We start from the raw sequence: 17,541 nt of genomic DNA, 5'->3' as shown, positions 1-17,541 counted from the left end.
TTTTGTCTTGGAAATAAGCCCTGCTACTTTCAATAAAATAGCTTTGTACTATTACAAATTACGACAGATAAACCCCATGTGAAAATGCAAAATTTTTATTTTTTATATTAAAGCACAGATCATTTAAAATACACATATCTCTAATAAAAGTAATGTTTACCCACAAAATCAATATTCTTATGTAATATTATACTATTTTCATTTTCATGTCAATATTTGGGTTAAAAAAATATATATTGCTAGTACATCTTTAACTTTATAAACATACAATTTATATCCATAATATGCTAGTATTTTTGTAATTAGCCTTATTTATGAAAATTTACTTTGAAATATTTTGTCAAATGTTTTAGAATAAAAATATATTCTTTTTTCATGTTTTATGAAATTTATTATTATATTGTAATTTTTTATTTACTTTTTAATCTCTTAATTTTGTATTATCGCTTAACACTTTACTTATTTAAAGCTGCTTTTATTGCCGGTTTACAGATTTAACTTGTTTTTTACAAAGCAAATTATTTTTATTTTCAAACTATGGATATAGGATGGGCGACATGAGTAATTTAGGTAAGCTATTCAAAGAAATAAGATTAAGTAAAAAGTGGTCTATAAGACAGGCTGCAAAAAAGATGGGCATTAGTTACTCATACTTAAGTATCCTTGAAAGAGGCGTTGACCCCCGCACAGGCAAAGATTCCAATCCAAAGCCTGAAACTCTAAAGATTATTTCAAAGGCATATAACTATCCTTACGAGGAACTTATGAAAGCAGCAGGGTACTTGAGTGATGATATTCAATTACAAAAAAAATTTGACCATGACATTTTTGTAAAAAACATTTCGCTTATCATGGGAAATATGACTATCGAAGAATTTTCCGATGACATATATCAAAAGACAGGATACCAGATCAAGCCTTCCCAAATAAAAAGCTACATAGATGGCGATATTGAACCTTTTCCGGGAACAATAAACATCCTTTCGAAATATGCTCATGTTACACCGGATTTTTGGTATGTTCTTAATACGGAAGAAAGCCTTCAAAAAGAAAGAGCCAAATACAATGAAACTTTCTTAAAAGCAACATCACAGTCCTTTGACAAGGAGTTTGCGGCATTTTGCAAACTTCAAGATGACATCAAGAACTTCCTTAGCTCCGAAGAAAATATACCATACATAAAAGTAGCAATGGAAGCCCGAAAGAAAAACATAAGTCCCAATACTTTAAAGCTTTTGATAGACACCATTGCGAACGAACTAAAAAAGGCAAAGTAAATTTATCAGGACTGCAAAGAAATGTTAGGAAATAATTGACTAAATGTTAATTATTTAGTAGATTAATATAAGTACGGGAGAGTGTTATAAATGCAAAATATGTCATTACTGCAATTTATTTTGGTTAGTTTTTCTGAGCAGGTGATCTTCGTTTTTTTAGGAACTTTTTCAATAGGCAAATACAGTTATTTAAAAACACGCTCCAACCACTACAGAATACTTATAACAGCTATATTGGTTACTTTTATCAGCTATATCCTGCGTGAAAAACTTGGACTTGTATCCGAGGGTCCTCTATTGGTGCTATTTGTTGACATCATATTAATCATACTCATCATGAAGTTTAACTTCTACGAAGCAGTAACAGCATCAGTACTTGGATTTTCATTGATAATGCTTGTTGAAATACCTTTTTCAGTTATTATTACAATGATACTCGGAATCGACGGTGAAAAAGAACTATATCAAAATGCCTTAAACTTTGCAATTTTTGTTTCAATCATACGTTCACTACATATAATTTTGGCAGTCTCGATTTATCGTTTTAAGTTTAAGGTGGTAAATATGGAGAATACAAACATTAGGACAAAAGTATACTATCTTCAGTTGATTGTTTATTTAATATCGCTATGCACTATTGCTTTTCTAGCATTTCTTATGACTCGAATGCTGATCTTTGAAAAAACTATAATGACTTTGTATCAAAATGTATATTTGCTAAAATTAAATATTTTTGTCTCTCTTTTTGTAACTATAATTTTGACTTTAGCTGTAAAAAATATTCATGAGTTTTATAAAAATAGAAGTACTCTTAATAATAATGAAATTTTACAAAGTATAGAATATATATATAGACTCGTAGATGAGCAAAACATTGGTGAAGCCAAAGATGCTTTAATTAGCTTAAAATCACATATCGATAAGCACTAGCTTATTGTATAAATCTATTTTTAAAATGTTTTTAATATAATTTGCGGCTTCATAATTTCAAATGAATTATGTATAAGAGGGGGAGTAATCTAAAATGCTTAAAAAAACATTATGTCTAGTGTCTCTTGTTGTAACTTTCTTTGCCATTCTGTCAGCAAGTTCTGCCTGTTTTTTCTTCCTGCATCAACCCAAAGTACCGAAGGTGCTTCTCAAATGATGTTTTTTTAGATAAATTAATTTTTCAAATTTAAAGACCTGAGCAAACACCCAGGTCTTTTTTATTTTTGTTTAACTTAATTACTTTTAAGCTTCTCCGGCTAATTTGAGAAGTCTTTCCCATCTGCTGTCAACTTCCTTCTGTATTTCTTCCAACATATATTCATTACCGGCTTTAAAGAGGTGTTTGAATCTTCCCTGGAGCTTCAAGAATTCTTTAACAGGAAGTTTTTCCTTCGGCTTGTAGTTTATTATATACTTACCGTCAATAACCTCATAAAGCGGCCAGAAACATGTTTCAACAGCCATCTTGCTAAGTTCCATCAAATCAGGAGTATTGTATCTCCATCCTCTTGGACATGGCGCCAATACGTTAAGGAATGCAGGTCCAGGTGTATAAATAGCCTTTTCAGCCTTTTCGTAAAGGTCCTTCATATTACCTATAGGAGCAGTTTGAGCAACATAAGGTATATGATGGTTTGCCATTACTTCTGTCAGGTCTTTTCTTGACTGCATTTTACCGGGTATCTTCTTTCCTGCAGGTGAAGTTGTAGTATCTGCATATTTCGGAGTTGCAGAAGATCTTTGAATACCTGTGTTCATGTATGCTCCATTGTCGTAGCAAACATAAACCATGTCATGTCCTCTTTCCATAGCTCCTGACAATGCCTGGAATCCTATATCGTATGTTCCGCCGTCTCCACCGAATGCGATAAACTTAGTCTCCCCTTGAATTTGTCCTTTTTTCTTCATTACTTTATATGCTGCCTCTGCACCGGAGATTGTAGCACCGGTATTTTCAAAAGCACTATGAATGAAAGAATCCTTCCATGCTGTATATGGATAAATGAAAGTTGAAACTTCCAAACAACCTGTCGCACTTGATATAACTGCATGGTCTTCAGGCTTTAATGCCTTTAATATCTGTCTAACAACTATCGGAGCTCCACAGCCTGCACACATCCTGTGTCCGCCGGTAAGCCTTTCCGGTTTTTTAGCTACTTCTTTCAAATTATAAGCCATTTACCGCACCTCCTATTCTCTAACGCCAAGGTAATTGTATACTGAGTCTACTTTACCTGTGCTTGCAATTTCTAATAATTTTTCATAAACAACTTCTATATCATTAGATTTAACGTCTCTTCCGCCAAGTCCGAAAATATAGTTTATAACTTTAGGACCAAATATTCCCTTTGTGAAAAGAGCACTTGTTACTTCGGTAAATAAAGGTCCTCCGGCTGCATTGAAGCTGTCTGCCTTGTCAAGAACAGCTACTGCCTTAAACTTTGATAAAGCTTCAGCCAACTCATCAACAGGGAAAGGTCTGAACACTCTTGGCTTTATCAAACCTACTTTTATTCCTTTTTCCCTGTACTGGTCAACAACATATTTTACAGTACCGGCTGTAGAGTTCATAACAACGATGACAACATCGGCATCATCGGTTTTATACTCTTCAAACAAACCATACTTTCTTCCTGTAAGCTTATAGAATTCTTCAGATACTTCAAGAATTACCTTCTTGGCATTTGCCATTGCCTGCGCTTGCTGTCTCTTATGCTCGAAATAATGCATTTGCAGGTCTAACGGACCTACAGAAATCGGATTTTCTTTGTTGAGAAGATACTGTTCCGGCTTGTATTCTCCAACAAAAGCCTTAACTTTGTCATCTTCTACCAATTCAATATTTTCTATAGCATGAGAAGTAATAAATCCATCTTGACAAACCATAACAGGAAGCATTACATCCGGGTGCTCACCGATTCTGTGGGCCATAAGCATATTGTCGTAAGCTTCCTGATTGTTTTCACTGTATATCTGTATCCATCCCGAATCTCTTGCTCCCATAGTGTCGCTGTGGTCGTTATGGATATTGATAGGACCTGAAAGTGCTCTGTTTACAGCTGCCAATACAATTGGAAGTCTTGAACTTGCCGCTATATACAAAGCCTCCCACATATATGCCAAACCATTTGCAGATGTGGCAGTCATTGCCCTTCCACCTGCAGCTTGAGCACCTATACATGCAGACATTGCACTGTGCTCCGATTCTACTGCTATAAATTCCGTATCAACAACACCATCAGCAACAAATGTCGAGAAATATTGAGGTATTTCTGTAGATGGTGTTATTGGAAATGCCGCAACTACGTCAGGATTTATCTGTTTCATAGCAATTGCTGTTGCTTCATTACCGCTAAGCCTTTCTCTAATTCCCATTTTGCATCCCCCTTCCTTATACTTCCTCTACAAAGTCTATGGCTTTGAAAGGACATGCCTTTGCACAAATGCCACATCCCTTACAGTGATCATAATCTATACCTGTCATTTTTGCTTCTTCATTTACCATTATGGATGAATCAGGACATACCGGATTGCAAAGCAAACATTGTTTGCATTTTTCCTCATTCCAAACCGGCTTCATCGAACGCCAATCGCCTGTCCTAAAAAGATGTGCGTTTCCGGGAGAATCTATTGTTCCGCCAGGTGTTATATCCTTCCAAGTAACATCAGGTCTTACATCTCTCAATTCCTTTTTGCTCATAATCCCTTCACCTCCTGCATTGACCTCTCGAGAGCTTTTATGTTGCCCTCAACAACCTCAGGCTTACTTGCAAACTTATGCTTGAAGGATTCAACCATATCCTCGAGGAATTCTTTCTCGTCCATTATCTTGCTAACTTTTACAACTGCACCAAGCATCGGAGTGTTTGGAAAATATCTTCCTAGAGTTTCAATAGAAATGGTTCTTGCATCAATTGTGCAAACTTTTCCCTTATAGCCCTTAAGCAGCGGTCTAATTTCGTCAGGAGATTTTGGAGTGTTGACAATAATAGCTCCGTCTTCTTTCAAACCTGCTGTAACATCAACGGATGTCAAAAGAGTATCATCTACAACTACAACATAATCTGGCTCATAAATATTGCTGTGAATGGTGAGTTTTTCGTCGCTTATCCTGTTATAAGCCGTGATCGGTGCGCCCATTCTTTCAGGACCGTACTCCGGAAAACCTTGAATGTATTTTCCGGTATTGAATGCAGCATCAGCCAGCAAAAGCGATGCAGTCTTAGCACCTTGTCCGCCGCGCCCATGCCATCTGATTTCAACAACCTTGCCCATGTGGTAATCCTCCTTATTTTATTTATGAGAAGTTTAATGCTGAAAAAATTCAGCCTTTTTTTGTATTATCAAAAAAAATAGATTAATACAGTTTCAAGTATAATTGTTTGTCAATTTTTTGTCAAGAAAGCTGAATTGTAAAAGGCTTGGTATCTGAGTTGATTTGCTCTCTCTATGTTCTTTGTATACAATTTCTTATACATTTACACGAAGTTTTATTTTTTTTGGCTGAAAATTTTAATGGGAATTTAAAGCAATTTTTATATTTCGAAAAGTTTTTTTAGAATTGATATCATAAATACCCCAGGTATCCCCAGTGTACCTATAATAAATGCAGTTACAGGATTTAATGCAATGTGAAAGTTGAAATTTCCCCCTACAAAGTTTATCACCAGAATGGAGATTCCTCCAATAAGACTGTTGTATATGAGTCTTAAGACAGTTTTCATCGGAACTACCAAGTACTTGCCCAAAAAATATAATAGAATTATTCCAATAACATAAGCAAACACTGTGCTATATTCAATAAACATAAGCATTGCATTCTCACTCCACTTTCACCTTTGTACCTATTTGTGTTAACAGGTTTTACTTTTCACCCTGCTTAATGAAAATAAATCCTTTCATATAAATATATAAGCTTGGTCAAAAATTTATTACTCAAAAAGGCACAATCATAACAAAAGTGGAGCTTTAAAATATCAGACAATTAACCCTTCTTCATTTACTTTAATTCCTTTTTCTTTTGCTTTTTTCAAAAGATACTCATATCTTAGTTGTAATGCTTTTATCTCATAGGCGTAAAAATCTATGATTTCACTGTCAACGGCATGCTCAAAATTGGCATTAGCTCTAATCCACTCTCTTTTTGCGTCTTTAATGCATTTTAACAGTTCTTCAATTTCTCTAAATTCCCTGTCTTCCGTCAATTCGGTTTTTCCTTTCACCAATAGACCGGATAGTTTTGAAATTATAGCGTTTTTCAAAAATCTGATATTAAGATTTTTCTGTATGTTTAAGTCCATATAATCACCTTATATAATTTTTTAAAGCTTTAATTTCATAATATTCTGAAATCAAATACAGTTTCATACATTATTAAGTATAAGCAGTTTTTACCTTGACTATACATTTTGCAGTGATTATTAACCAAATACTTTATTCTTTAATACACTGTAGTAGCAATAAAATATAAAAGTGGTGGTGTTTGTGCAAACATTGAGGCTAGGTTCTACCGGACCTGATGTAAAACTTGTTCAAAGCCTTCTTAATAAAATCGGTTATCCCACCGGCGCTGTAGACGGAATATACGGAACACGAACTCAGCAGGCAGTAATTGCATTTCAGAGAAATAACGGGCTTGTAGCGGACGGAATTGTAGGGCCGGCAACCTGGAATGTCTTTGAGCAATTTCTAAGGGGTTATGCAATTTATTATGTAAGACCCGGAGACACTCTCTACACTATTGCCGGAAGATTTTATACATCTCTTAGCTCGATAATTACAGCCAACCCGGGAATAAACCCGAATGTTATTAATGTAGGACAAAGGCTGGTAGTTCCCTATGGTATCGACGTTGTGTTTACCGATATTGACTACACTTACGACATAATGGAAAGGGATATTCAGGGGCTTAAAGCCAGATATCCTTTTTTGGAAACAGGAACCGCAGGTACAAGTGTCCTAGGGCGAAACCTTTATTATCTGAGACTTGGAACCGGACCAAGGCAGGTATTTTACAATGCTGCCCACCACGCTATTGAGTGGATAACGACCGTGCTTCTTATGAAGTTTGCAGAAAACTTTTTAAAAGCATATTCAACAGTAAGTAGTATTCGGGGCTACAATGTAAGGCAGATCTGGAATCAAAGCAGTATATACATAGTACCTATGGTAAATCCGGACGGAGTGGATCTTGTCCTAAACGGACTTAGTCCCACAAATCCGTATTACGCAGATTTATTGCGCTGGAATACCACAGGGCGGCCATTTTCTCAAGTATGGAGTGCAAATATAAGGGGAGTTGATTTAAACAGAAACTATCCTGCAAGTTGGGAAGAAGCAAAAGCACAAGAACAAGCACTGGGTATATTCGGACCCGGACCTACAAGGTATGGAGGCCCGTATCCCCTTTCAGAGCCCGAATCTTCTGCTATGGTAAACTTCACCATAAACCATGATTTCAGACTGGTACTGGCATATCACTCCCAGGGAAGGGTAATATTCTGGAACTATTTAAATATGGCTCCGCCCGAATCTCTGACAATTGCGAATGCTTTTGCAAGGGCAAGCGGATATGCCGTTTCGGATGTTCCTTATATTGCAGCCTATGCCGGATTTAAGGACTGGTTCATAAAAGAATACGGAAGACCGGGATTTACTATCGAAGTAGGTTTGGGGCAAAATCCTCTTCCAATATCCCAATTCAATACAATTTATAATAATAACGAAGAAATTCTGCTTCTTGCTCCTATAATATAATAGTTGCAAATTTTTGTATTTTTATTGGTAAAATGTTCCTCCGAAATATTGTTCGATATAGCAGCTTAAAACATAAGTAATATAACCCTTTTGACCGATAATAACATTATAGGAGGAAGATTATTAAAATGCAATGTTTTACATATTTTCATTTAATAATATATTGTTTTTTTTAATTAAACTTGCGATAATATAATTATCCCAAGATAAGGAATAATGGTAATTTCACATATTTGTTGCAATCAATTCAGTTTACTTGAACTAAGCTTTATAAAAATACGTCTATATATGTAATTACTATTAGTTATTAAAATAAATTTGATTTGGAGTGTTTTTTATGACTGACCCGGTTGTTCAAAAAAAGAGTTTAAACCCAAAAACAAAAATAATACTAATCAGTTTATTGGTGTTAATATCAGTTTGCCTGTTTGTATCCGTATTTTTTATTTATTCCACACTCTCCTATGACAGAGTATATAAAGGTGTGTTTATAAATGATATCAACATCAGTCAAATGACCTTTAACGACGTTTGTGATTCTCTTAAGTTAAATTACGCTGAGAAGTCAAAGAATTTAAAAATTGTTTTAAATGACAACGGTGTGACTGCGGAAGTTGATTTGTCTAAAATAGATTTGAAATACGAAATTGAGGAAGCTGCTCAAAAAGCTTTTGATGTTGGCAGAAAAGGAAACATATTTGCAAGGTTGTCTGAGATTTTAAAAAGCAGCAGGGAAGGTGTTCGACTTAATTTAGACTACTCCTATAATCCCGACAAAGTTAATGAGATAATTGACGATTTCTATTCAAGAACACTGGTTTCGGTCAAAGAAGCAAATCTTTCCGTACAGGACAATAAGGTATCCCTCACTATAGGTCATCCCGGCAAAGCAATAGATAAGGAAAAAGCTTTGGAAATTATCAACAACTCAATTAAAACATGCACCGGCGGAACCTTTGATGTTCCCGTTACAACAATCATGCCTAAAGCTATTGACGTCGACGATATTTACAATCAGATTGCAGCAGAACCGGTTGACGCAACAGTAACTGTTGAAAACAACAATGTAAAAGTTATTCCCCATGAATTTGGCCGTGAAATTTCAAAATCGGAGCTTGAAGGCATAATAAAGGAAAATGAAAACTCCATAGACAAGGAAATATTGCTTCCGGTAAAATTTACGCAGCCGAAAATTACAACGGATGAAGTAAACTCAAAGCTTTTTAAAGATGTTCTTGCAACATCAAGCACTTCATTCTCAACATCCGGTCAAAATAACTACAACAGAGGAGTAAATATAGGTGTTGCCGCATCAAAAATAAACGGCAAAATACTTGCCCCCGGCGAAGTGTTTTCATTCAATAATGTAGTTGGCCCCAGAACCGTGGGAAATGGATTTAAGATCGCAAAAGAGTATGTTAACGGTAAAATAGTGGACGGAGTCGGCGGAGGAGTATGCCAAGTCTCGTCAACACTGTACAGTGCGGTGCTTTTTGCCGACCTCGAAACAATAGAAAGACAAAATCACATGTTTACCGTATCGTATATCCCTTTGGGAAGAGATGCTGCTGTAGCCTACAATGAATTGGATTTCAAATTTAAAAACAATACTAACTGGCCGGTTAAGATTGTATCTAATGTTAAAAACAACACCATATCTTTCACAATTTACGGCACAAAGGAAGAACCGGGAAAAACCATAGAAATAAAACACGTTCAGGTGGGTTCGAAGCCGTCACCTGTGAAATATATAGACGACCCGAATCTTGAAGAAGGCCAGACAGTAGTTGTTCAGTCGGGATATACGGGATATACGGTGGACACATATAAAATAGTAAAAATTAACGGTAATATTGTGAGCAACGATAAGATTCATAGAAGCACCTATGTTCCTTATGAAACCATAATCAAGAGGGGTACCAAAAAAGCTGCCAAGGCGACAGAAACACATTCTCCAGCTCCTCCGACAGCAATATCGCCGACATCCGAACCTACACCCCAACCGACGCTTTCAAATGAAATTATAGATGAAACTCTTGTATCTGAATAAATTCCAAGAAAATAAAAGCGAGGGGAATTAACCCTTCGCTTTTTTCAAATCTTTATGCTAAGACAAAATTTAGTAGCTATCCACACTTACTGCACCATTGTCTCTTAGTATTGAACTAATCTGTTCAACCTTGTCATCATCGGCTTTCATGCTGAAAAGAGTTTTTCCTGCCCTTATATCTGTTTCATATTGCCGGCTTTTGTTTTCGGGAATACCCAAATCAATAAGTCCGCCTACAATGCCTCCGGTAACTGCTCCGGAAATAAGGCCTGTTATCGGGCCAGCTGCAGCTATTATTCCCAGCCCGGGTATAACCATACTACCTGCACCAATCAGCAACCCTGCCAGTCCTCCAAGTATTCCTCCCGATATAACTCCATTTGATATATTATCGTTTATGCCGCCTCCATTTCTTCCTGCTGTCATGTTGGCAGTCAAGTCTCCTGTTCCCATAAACAATCCTTTTGCATTGTTATCTTCTTCGCCCTGCTTTGTCACTATTGAAATATCATCAGTTCTCAGACCCTGCTCCTTTATTTGATGCGCTGCTCTTTCTGCACTGCTATAATTATCAAAAATTGCTGCAATAGTTTTTGACATAGTTTTTCCTCCCTTCTTGTACTGAATTTAGTTTTAGTTATTATAGTTTGAATTATTCCGCATATGTATGTATTTTTTTGGTTCTAAAGTAATATAATCTTGGTTGCAGACTATTTTGTGAGATAATTGTAATTATTATTTAATGTTTGTTTTATTCTTTATGGTGTATAATTTAAGTATACTGACCTAATTAAAACACTATAATGGAGTTGATAACGTGAAAAAATACATAATTCTATCTTTAATCTTAGCTGCAATACTTTGTCTAAATTCACTTAGCGTTGGGGCACAGTCAATTCCCGAGATACAAGCAAAAAATGCCGATGCCCTCGTAACTTTAGGAATAATGAAAGGTTATGAGGACGGCACCTTAAGGCTGGAGAACAAAATTAAAAGAAGCGAATTTATAACTTTAGTTGTAAATTTGATGGGATACAACACCGATACCGACATTGGCAATGTAAAAGTAACTTTTACCGATATTAATAAAAATCATTGGGCTTTCAACAATATCAAACTTGCAATTAAATACGATCTTGTTTCCGGCTATCCCGACAATACCATCGCTCCCAACAACGATGTAACTTACGCCGAAGCATTGGCAGTTGTTATTCGTGCCCTTGGATATGAAAAGACATTGAAAGGCGAATGGCCTGAAAATGTAGTAAATAAAGCTTTGGAGCTCAAGCTGTCAACCAATCTCAAGCTTGAACCGAACCACAAGCTTACCCGCGGAGAAATGTCGGTAATTGTGTACAATGCTCTTACTGTAAAGTTTAATCGTTAATATCTAAACATCCTTTATTATTAAGGATGTTTTTTTATCAAATTTTTTATTGTGCAAATTATAAATTTAAACCCTTAATTTTAAATCTGGATTTCACTTTAAATATTTCCGAAAATTATGATATAATCCTTATTGTATTGCATAATTATATTGCATATTAAAATTAATTACAAAGGAGATGTAAGGGATGAAAAAAATGACAAGATTTTCTTTGATTGTAGTGGTTCTGCTCGTTACAAGCATAATTGCTGCAGGCACAGTATGGGGTTACAGCGCACTAAGGAAAGTTGATGCAACTGCAAATGACAACATTAAAATTTATTATAACGGTGAACTGCAAGCATTTACAGATACCGACGGCTCGAAAATTTCACCTGTTATTATTAACGGAAGAACATATTTACCTTTATGGGCTATCAGCGAATTGGTTGGTGTTGATATTGAATGGGACGGCAATACTCAGTCAATCTATTTAACATCTAATGCTGAAAATCCTGCCAATACCGGTACACCAAAGCCTCAGACATCACCTACGCCCAATACCAATACATCAAAACCTTCAAACACTACCAATAAGAATAAAGGAACCATTGATGATCCTGTAAAGTTTGGTGATACATATTATTGGTCGGCAAGAGAAGAATATATTGATAATTATGCCTCTGCCGATTACTCTTTTACTGTTTTAGATGTACAGCCTGTGACTCTTGATTATATTGAAAGCCTTGGATTCAGTTTAAATTCAAATGCAAGCAATTTCGACTATGCTATGGTTACTGTCAAAGTTACAGTGTCAAACGCAAAAGTTGAATACGGTGAGGAATTTATGAATCTTCCTTTCTATAGAAGAATATGGGGTACTGAAACACCTACCGGTCAGTACGTAATCGGAGGTACAGATTTTGGATTTGAGGGATCCTTATCGGATAAAGCTGAGGAGGCTGTTTTAGATAGTAAAGGTTTTATAAAAATGATTAAAGCCGGAGAAGTATGTGAGTTTTCCTATACAGGAAAGGCAATAATACCTTTGACTAAAAATGCAGAAAATTATCTTGTTGTAGAAAAAGATGCAAGTTTGGATTATGAAGACTCATTTTTGTATTTCCGCCTAAAGTAAAGAATGAATTTACAGCTATTTAGTTCGAAGCTTGTATAGTATATTTAATTACATACAATGATAAGATGTATAAGCTCGCTTTTTTCGCCGCTTGTACATCTTATTTTTTATTTAAAAAGCTGTCTTTTTATTTTTCAATCCATAAAGAACTTTTTCGATTGTCATTTTGTTTCATTTCCTATTGACAAAACAAAACATTTCTATATTATTTAAAATAATACATCAATAAACTTATTAGAAGTATCATAACATATTTAGTACATATGTGAGGGTTAAGTACTATGATAAAAAGCAAAGCCAAATTAAGTACAATTTTTACGGTATTCATATTCATTGCACTTGCTTCCCTGGATTATGCTGTTATAGGTCTTTTTCCGCCTTTATTTTCTTCTATAGCTAATAGCCTTAATGTACACATTTCTGTCATGGGCAGTGTTTCTGCCGTAACAATACTTTTTACGGCATTATCAAGTATTGCTTGGGGCTATCTTGCTGACAAAGGTAATAGAAAAAGGCTTATAATTATCGGTACTCTAATCTGGTCGTTATCCCTTTTTCTTAGCTCTTTAAGCCAAAGTTATTTTCATCTGGTTGTATTTCAGATTTTTACCGGACTTGGTCTTGGATGCAACAGTTCTATCGGCTTTAGCGTATTAACGGATTATGTACCGAAGAAGTATCTTGGAACTATTATGAGCTTGTGGGGTCTTTCCCAAGGCTTTGGATGCATTGCAGGATCGGTTATGGCTCCTATTGTCTCATCAAAGCTGGGATGGCGTATTCCGTTTATGATTATATCCTTTTTAGGCGTACTTTTTATATTTCTGTATTTCTTCGTAAAAGAGCCGGTAAAGGGTGCAGCAGAACCTGAACTTAGAGGAGTTAAGTTTAAAAGCTACAATTACAATATAAGCCTTCTAGGCATTAAAAACATTTTGACAAAGAAAAGTAATTTTTGGCTTATGATTCAGGGTTTTTTTCTTAATATTACTCTCGGTACATTATTATGGCTTCCCACACTGTATACTGCCAAAATTAAAGCTCAGGGTTATAGTGAGGAAACATCCTTAATTGCTGCAAGTTACTTTTATGCTCTTTTTCAACTTGGAGGGCTTTCATCGACTTATTTCGGATACCTCGGCGACAAATTGCAGAAAAAAACTTTGAGGGCCAGAGCACTTCTAACGGCTCTCTCATATTTTTCATCTTACCCCTTTATATATTAGTATTTATAACTCCACTAAACAACCTTAGTCTACCGGACGGAGGCAGCGCATTTTCCATTTTAGTCTCTTTGTTTGGCCAATTGTCTTTAATCCCTGGGTATTATGCGTGTTTCTTTTTTCAGTATTTGCATCTGCTGCCCAGTCAGCAAACATTCCCAACTGGCTTGCTCTTATTACCGATGTCAATCTTCCCGAACATAGAGCAACAAGCTTCAGTATATCCAATTTCATAAACGGAATTGCTCGTTCATGCGGCAACGCTCTTATGGGAATAGTTTTGGGCATTATTTCTTCTTTTTCAAATGAGCCTGATAATTATGTAATTACAATGATATTGTTTCAGCTTTTTGTTATTCCGTCGGTAATTGCTTATTATAAAGTTTCAAAGAACAGTAAAAGGGATATAACAAAGGTACGGTCAATTCTTAGAAAGAGAGCAAAAAATATACCGTAAAAGACTTACCAAGAAATTAAATAGAAGCTCGGTACATCGAGTCCCTTCGCTTTTGCTCTTTCATTTCAAGAGGCAAAATAAAAAGCACTCCATTTATCGAAGTGCTTTTCTGGCGGAGAAGGAGGGATTCGAACCCTCGCGCCGGTTACCCGACCTAACGGTTTAGCAAACCGTCCCCTTCGACCTACTTGGGTACTTCTCCAAAATAATATGGCGGAGAGAGTGAGATTCGAACTCACGGTAGGCTCACACCTACGCCGGTTTTCAAGACCGGTGCCTTAAACCAACTCGACCATCTCTCCATCTTTGCGACACAAACTAATATAACACGATATATATGCTTTTGTCAATACTTTTATTGTACCTTATTTAGGTAATTTTTTATTTTTTATTTTTTCGCGTATAATCCCCATTTTACGGATTGGAACTACAACATTTATTCACTTACATTACTTTAGTCCGTAGTATATATTATATTTAAACTTTAGCACAGATATTCCCCCGAAAGAGAATACCTGTGCAAATAAATTATTTTATTACGCTGATACCTCTTAAATACTCCCTAAGAGCCTCCGGTACAACAACAGATCCATCCTCTTGCTGATAGTTTTCAAGTATGCAGGCAGTTGTCCTTCCTATTGCGACTCCCGAACCGTTTAATGTGTGGACAAATTCCGGCTTTTCATTTGGCCCTCTTCTGAACTTAATTCCTGCTCTTCTCGCCTGGAAATCTTCAAAATTACTGCATGAAGATATTTCTACATACCTGTTGTAGCTTGGCATCCATACTTCTATATCATATTTCATTGCGGCCGTAAAACCAAGGTCTCCTACGCATATCTTCACAACCCTATATGGAATTCCTAATATTTGCAATACCTCTTCAGCATCCCTTGTCAGCTTTTCTAATTCTTCGTAAGATGTTTCGGGTGTTGTAAATTTTACCAATTCTACTTTATTAAATTGATGCTGCCTTATAAGTCCTCTTGTATCCCTGCCTGCAGCACCAGCCTCTGCTCTGAAACAAGCCGAATATGCAGCGTGCTTTATGGGAAGCTCTTTTACATCAATTATCTGTTCCCTATACATGTTGGTAACAGGCACTTCAGCAGTCGGTATAAGGAAATAATCGGTATTACTTACTTTAAATGCGTCCTCTTCAAATTTGGGCAGTTGTCCTGTTCCAATCATACTGTTTCTATGTACTAAGAAAGGTGGAAATACTTCTTTATATCCATGTTTATCTACATGCAAATCAAGCATAAAATTCATCAATGCTCTTTCAAGTCTTGCTCCCAATCCTTTGTAAAATGTAAATCTTGCTCCTGTAACCTTTGCAGCTTTAGAAAAATCAAGTATATCAAGATTTTCTCCTATTTCCCAGTGAGGCTTTGGAGTAAAATCAAATTTTCTAGGCTCACCCCATCTTCTTACCTCTACATTGTCTTCATCACTGTCTCCCAATGGAACGCTTTCATTCGGTATATTGGGTATTGTTAGAAGAATTGCGTTTAGTTCTTCGTCAATTTTTCTAACTTCTCCGTCCAACACTTTTATACTATCCGAAAGACTTTTCATTTCATCCATCAGAGATGATACATCTTTGCCTTCTTTTTTATATTTAGGAATAAGCTTTGAAGTTTCATTTTGCTTACTTTTTAACTGTTCAACTTCCACAAGTGTTTTTCTTCTTTTCTCATCAAGGTTGAGCAGCTCTTCTACATCAAAGCTGTCCTTTCTTTTTTGTAGTGCCTTTTTTAGAATTTCCGGATTACTTCTTATCAATTTAATATCAAGCATAATCATTACTCCTTACTGTTAATTATATAATTTTATATAAATTTACTTATTTCTATTTTTTATTTATGACTAATAAAACTATCTGCTAATTTTTTTATTTTAAACTTTATTTATTTTCTATTATTCTCAAAAGATCCTTCGCATCTTTATAATAACTACTGCCTGGATAATTACTTATAATGGTATTTAGCGCTTCTTTCGCTTTATCATAATTTCCAATATAGTATTCCGAGTATGCTATAAAATAGTAACAGTCATCTGTATAATATTCATTATCATTAAACTTTAATGCTAGATTTAGACTATTTATGGCTTCATCATATTTTTTATTCCTATAATTATTATATCCTTCCAAATAAAATAATTCCGATGCCTTCTTATATGTTTTATTGACCAAATCCTCATATTTTATTTGCAAATTACCACTGGTTATACTTTTGCTATCTATCTTATGCAATATAATTGCACATTCTTTAATATTTCCTTCTGAATATTCCAGATCAGCTTTTATTATCTCTTCATAGAGATTTTTCTCGCTTTCTCTTTTATCCTCCAAATCCGAAACTTCTTTTTTTAATGATTCATTTTCATTAAGTACCTCTTCCACTTTGTCTTTAAGCTGATTTATCTCTTCCTTTAGCTTCTCATTTTGAGCTAAAGCAGAACTCAAATTATATTGAAATATGTTATTTTCATTTTCTTTATCAGTCAGTCTGTTTTGAAATTCTTCGAGGTCATTATTAATTTTTATCTGACTATATCCCGTCCATAAAAGTACAATAGCTGCACAAGCAAATAATATTATCGAATAGACCCACAATGTTTTGCTGTCTTTGTTTTTATACATTTTATTCACCCATTACATAATTTAATAATTTATTTTCTTTGATTCGGATATAGCCTGCAATTCTTCTGCCGAAAGTACGTGTTTAGAAGTTCCATTTACTATTTTCTTTGCATATGTTGTCGAGCTCTCTCTTGAATATATTCCGCTTATTACAACTCCATTGTCATTTTCATCTAGCAACGCTATTGAAAAACTCAAATCACTTCCTACATCGTCAAATGCGTTATATCTGATTACTCCAACTTTTTGTATGCAACGTTGCAAATCTCTTTCCAGGCTGCTTACTCTGTTTTCTATTTCTTTATTCTTTAATGATATGTCATTTGACAGGTTTATATTATCCAGTAACAGTTGTTCAATATTTTTTTCATCAGATCCATTCATGAATTTTTTATATTTTTTCTTGAGTTCTTTTAATCTACTACTGATTATAAGTAATGATATCAACAATATCAGAATTAATATCGAATTTCCAGCCAATATAAACGGGCTGTAAAATTGAATCATCTCAGTTATAGTATTTGGCATTTGTACCACACTTGCTCCTTCTCTTTTTATTATTGTCTTCGTATATTATGCATTATTTATCTTTTTTGTCTACATTAATATTCTCTTTTCATATCTTTTCTTTATTTC

At 35.1% G+C, this 17,541-nt stretch carries 17 protein-coding genes, 2 tRNA genes and 1 pseudogene; 8 read left to right on the top strand and 12 right to left on the bottom strand.

All coding sequences use genetic code 11. The features are described 5' to 3' along the window. Nucleotides 1–557: 557 nt before the first annotated feature. From JCM21531_RS09985 to JCM21531_RS18350, 3 genes are all read left to right on the top strand, one after another. Nucleotides 558–1,277: a helix-turn-helix domain-containing protein gene (locus JCM21531_RS09985; RefSeq protein WP_038289448.1), complete on the top strand. Its 720-nt coding sequence runs from the start codon at nucleotides 558–560 to the stop codon at nucleotides 1,275–1,277. 90 nt (nucleotides 1,278–1,367) lie between these two features. Next, nucleotides 1,368–2,207: a hypothetical protein gene (locus JCM21531_RS09980; RefSeq protein WP_038289446.1), complete on the top strand. Its 840-nt coding sequence runs from the start codon at nucleotides 1,368–1,370 to the stop codon at nucleotides 2,205–2,207. 94 nt (nucleotides 2,208–2,301) lie between these two features. Beyond that, the gene (locus JCM21531_RS18350) at nucleotides 2,302–2,424 is read left to right on the top strand and encodes a cyclic lactone autoinducer peptide (protein WP_094184775.1); all 123 of its coding nucleotides are present in this window, start codon (nucleotides 2,302–2,304) and stop codon (nucleotides 2,422–2,424) included. Between the two features lie 86 nt (nucleotides 2,425–2,510). On the opposite strand, the gene JCM21531_RS09975 is transcribed toward JCM21531_RS18350, so the two are convergent. The 6 genes from JCM21531_RS09975 to JCM21531_RS09950 form a co-directional block, all read right to left on the bottom strand. Continuing rightward, entirely contained in the window at nucleotides 2,511–3,446 is a 936-nt protein-coding gene (locus tag JCM21531_RS09975) for a thiamine pyrophosphate-dependent enzyme (protein ID WP_038289444.1), read from the bottom strand. 12 nt (nucleotides 3,447–3,458) lie between these two features. Then, the gene (gene porA, locus JCM21531_RS09970) at nucleotides 3,459–4,643 is read right to left on the bottom strand and encodes a pyruvate ferredoxin oxidoreductase (protein ID WP_038289442.1); all 1,185 of its coding nucleotides are present in this window, start codon (nucleotides 4,641–4,643) and stop codon (nucleotides 3,459–3,461) included. 16 nt (nucleotides 4,644–4,659) lie between these two features. Continuing rightward, the gene (locus tag JCM21531_RS09965) at nucleotides 4,660–4,968 is read right to left on the bottom strand and encodes a 4Fe-4S binding protein (RefSeq protein ID WP_038289441.1); all 309 of its coding nucleotides are present in this window, start codon (nucleotides 4,966–4,968) and stop codon (nucleotides 4,660–4,662) included. Then, nucleotides 4,965–5,543 carry a 2-oxoacid:acceptor oxidoreductase subunit gamma family protein gene (locus tag JCM21531_RS09960; protein ID WP_038289439.1) on the bottom strand — a complete coding sequence of 193 codons (579 nt, stop codon included), beginning with the start codon at nucleotides 5,541–5,543 and terminating at the stop codon, nucleotides 4,965–4,967. The genes JCM21531_RS09965 and JCM21531_RS09960 overlap by 4 nt, the downstream gene beginning before the upstream one ends. Before the next feature lie 260 nt (nucleotides 5,544–5,803). Next, a complete protein-coding gene (locus tag JCM21531_RS09955; RefSeq protein ID WP_038289437.1) occupies nucleotides 5,804–6,082 on the bottom strand; it encodes a pro-sigmaK processing inhibitor BofA family protein in 279 nt (92 codons plus the stop codon). 162 nt (nucleotides 6,083–6,244) lie between these two features. Next, nucleotides 6,245–6,568: a YaaL family protein gene (locus JCM21531_RS09950; protein ID WP_038289434.1), complete on the bottom strand. Its 324-nt coding sequence runs from the start codon at nucleotides 6,566–6,568 to the stop codon at nucleotides 6,245–6,247. Between the two features lie 184 nt (nucleotides 6,569–6,752). Here JCM21531_RS09950 and JCM21531_RS09945 point away from each other — a divergent pair, with 184 nt between their 5' ends. Both JCM21531_RS09945 and JCM21531_RS09940 read left to right on the top strand, forming a co-directional pair. Beyond that, nucleotides 6,753–8,024, top strand: coding sequence for a M14 family metallopeptidase (locus JCM21531_RS09945; protein WP_038289431.1), 1,272 nt, complete (start codon nucleotides 6,753–6,755; stop codon nucleotides 8,022–8,024). A gap of 337 nt (nucleotides 8,025–8,361) precedes the next feature. After that, the gene (locus tag JCM21531_RS09940) at nucleotides 8,362–10,074 is read left to right on the top strand and encodes a VanW family protein (RefSeq protein WP_038289428.1); all 1,713 of its coding nucleotides are present in this window, start codon (nucleotides 8,362–8,364) and stop codon (nucleotides 10,072–10,074) included. A 69-nt stretch (nucleotides 10,075–10,143) separates the two neighbouring features. Here the strand turns inward: JCM21531_RS09940 and JCM21531_RS09935 are convergent, their stop codons facing one another. Further along, nucleotides 10,144–10,674: a DUF1269 domain-containing protein gene (locus tag JCM21531_RS09935; protein WP_038289425.1), complete on the bottom strand. Its 531-nt coding sequence runs from the start codon at nucleotides 10,672–10,674 to the stop codon at nucleotides 10,144–10,146. Nucleotides 10,675–10,891: 217 nt separating this feature from the next. Between JCM21531_RS09935 and JCM21531_RS09930 the strand changes: the two genes are divergently transcribed. From JCM21531_RS09930 to JCM21531_RS09920, 3 genes and pseudogenes are all read left to right on the top strand, one after another. Then, complete coding sequence (locus JCM21531_RS09930) at nucleotides 10,892–11,461, top strand: S-layer homology domain-containing protein (RefSeq protein WP_038289422.1); 570 nt, start codon at nucleotides 10,892–10,894, stop codon at nucleotides 11,459–11,461. Nucleotides 11,462–11,648: 187 nt separating this feature from the next. Then, nucleotides 11,649–12,578: a stalk domain-containing protein gene (locus JCM21531_RS09925; protein ID WP_038289419.1), complete on the top strand. Its 930-nt coding sequence runs from the start codon at nucleotides 11,649–11,651 to the stop codon at nucleotides 12,576–12,578. A gap of 281 nt (nucleotides 12,579–12,859) precedes the next feature. After that, nucleotides 12,860–14,258: pseudogene (locus tag JCM21531_RS09920) on the top strand (MFS transporter). A 110-nt stretch (nucleotides 14,259–14,368) separates the two neighbouring features. Here JCM21531_RS09920 and JCM21531_RS09915 read toward each other — a convergent pair. The 5 genes from JCM21531_RS09915 to JCM21531_RS09895 all read right to left on the bottom strand — a co-directional run bounded on the left by JCM21531_RS09915 (nucleotide 14,369) and on the right by JCM21531_RS09895 (nucleotide 17,433). Further along, nucleotides 14,369–14,460 (bottom strand) — tRNA-Ser (locus tag JCM21531_RS09915). 9 nt (nucleotides 14,461–14,469) lie between these two features. Next, nucleotides 14,470–14,560 (bottom strand) — tRNA-Ser (locus JCM21531_RS09910). A 226-nt stretch (nucleotides 14,561–14,786) separates the two neighbouring features. Next, a complete protein-coding gene (gene serS, locus JCM21531_RS09905) occupies nucleotides 14,787–16,058 on the bottom strand; it encodes a serine--tRNA ligase (protein ID WP_038289415.1) in 1,272 nt (423 codons plus the stop codon). Nucleotides 16,059–16,164: 106 nt separating this feature from the next. Then, entirely contained in the window at nucleotides 16,165–16,905 is a 741-nt protein-coding gene (locus JCM21531_RS09900; protein ID WP_038289412.1) for a tetratricopeptide repeat protein, read from the bottom strand. A gap of 21 nt (nucleotides 16,906–16,926) precedes the next feature. Beyond that, a complete protein-coding gene (locus tag JCM21531_RS09895) occupies nucleotides 16,927–17,433 on the bottom strand; it encodes a DUF4446 family protein (protein WP_038289450.1) in 507 nt (168 codons plus the stop codon). Between the last annotated feature and the right edge of the window lie 108 nt (nucleotides 17,434–17,541).

The sequence above is a fragment of the Acetivibrio straminisolvens JCM 21531 genome (genome assembly GCF_000521465.1).
Taxonomy (GTDB): Bacteria; Bacillota; Clostridia; order Acetivibrionales; family Acetivibrionaceae; genus Hungateiclostridium; species Hungateiclostridium straminisolvens.
This window is presented reverse-complemented; position numbering and strand designations above follow the sequence as displayed.

Coding starts and splice junctions, on each gene's coding strand:
- JCM21531_RS09925 (WP_038289419.1), top strand. CDS start 11,649: ATGAAAAAAATGACAAGATTTTCTTTGATTGTAGTGGTTCTGCTCGTT.
- JCM21531_RS09965 (WP_038289441.1), bottom strand. CDS start 4,968: ATGAGCAAAAAGGAATTGAGAGATGTAAGACCTGATGTTACTTGGAAG.
- JCM21531_RS09900 (WP_038289412.1), bottom strand. CDS start 16,905: ATGTATAAAAACAAAGACAGCAAAACATTGTGGGTCTATTCGATAATA.
- JCM21531_RS09980 (WP_038289446.1), top strand. CDS start 1,368: ATGCAAAATATGTCATTACTGCAATTTATTTTGGTTAGTTTTTCTGAG.
- JCM21531_RS09960 (WP_038289439.1), bottom strand. CDS start 5,543: ATGGGCAAGGTTGTTGAAATCAGATGGCATGGGCGCGGCGGACAAGGT.
- JCM21531_RS09975 (WP_038289444.1), bottom strand. CDS start 3,446: ATGGCTTATAATTTGAAAGAAGTAGCTAAAAAACCGGAAAGGCTTACC.
- serS (WP_038289415.1), bottom strand. CDS start 16,058: ATGCTTGATATTAAATTGATAAGAAGTAATCCGGAAATTCTAAAAAAG.
- JCM21531_RS09985 (WP_038289448.1), top strand. CDS start 558: ATGAGTAATTTAGGTAAGCTATTCAAAGAAATAAGATTAAGTAAAAAG.
- porA (WP_038289442.1), bottom strand. CDS start 4,643: ATGGGAATTAGAGAAAGGCTTAGCGGTAATGAAGCAACAGCAATTGCT.
- JCM21531_RS09950 (WP_038289434.1), bottom strand. CDS start 6,568: ATGGACTTAAACATACAGAAAAATCTTAATATCAGATTTTTGAAAAAC.
- JCM21531_RS18350 (WP_094184775.1), top strand. CDS start 2,302: ATGCTTAAAAAAACATTATGTCTAGTGTCTCTTGTTGTAACTTTCTTT.
- JCM21531_RS09895 (WP_038289450.1), bottom strand. CDS start 17,433: ATGCCAAATACTATAACTGAGATGATTCAATTTTACAGCCCGTTTATA.
- JCM21531_RS09935 (WP_038289425.1), bottom strand. CDS start 10,674: ATGTCAAAAACTATTGCAGCAATTTTTGATAATTATAGCAGTGCAGAA.
- JCM21531_RS09940 (WP_038289428.1), top strand. CDS start 8,362: ATGACTGACCCGGTTGTTCAAAAAAAGAGTTTAAACCCAAAAACAAAA.
- JCM21531_RS09955 (WP_038289437.1), bottom strand. CDS start 6,082: ATGCTTATGTTTATTGAATATAGCACAGTGTTTGCTTATGTTATTGGA.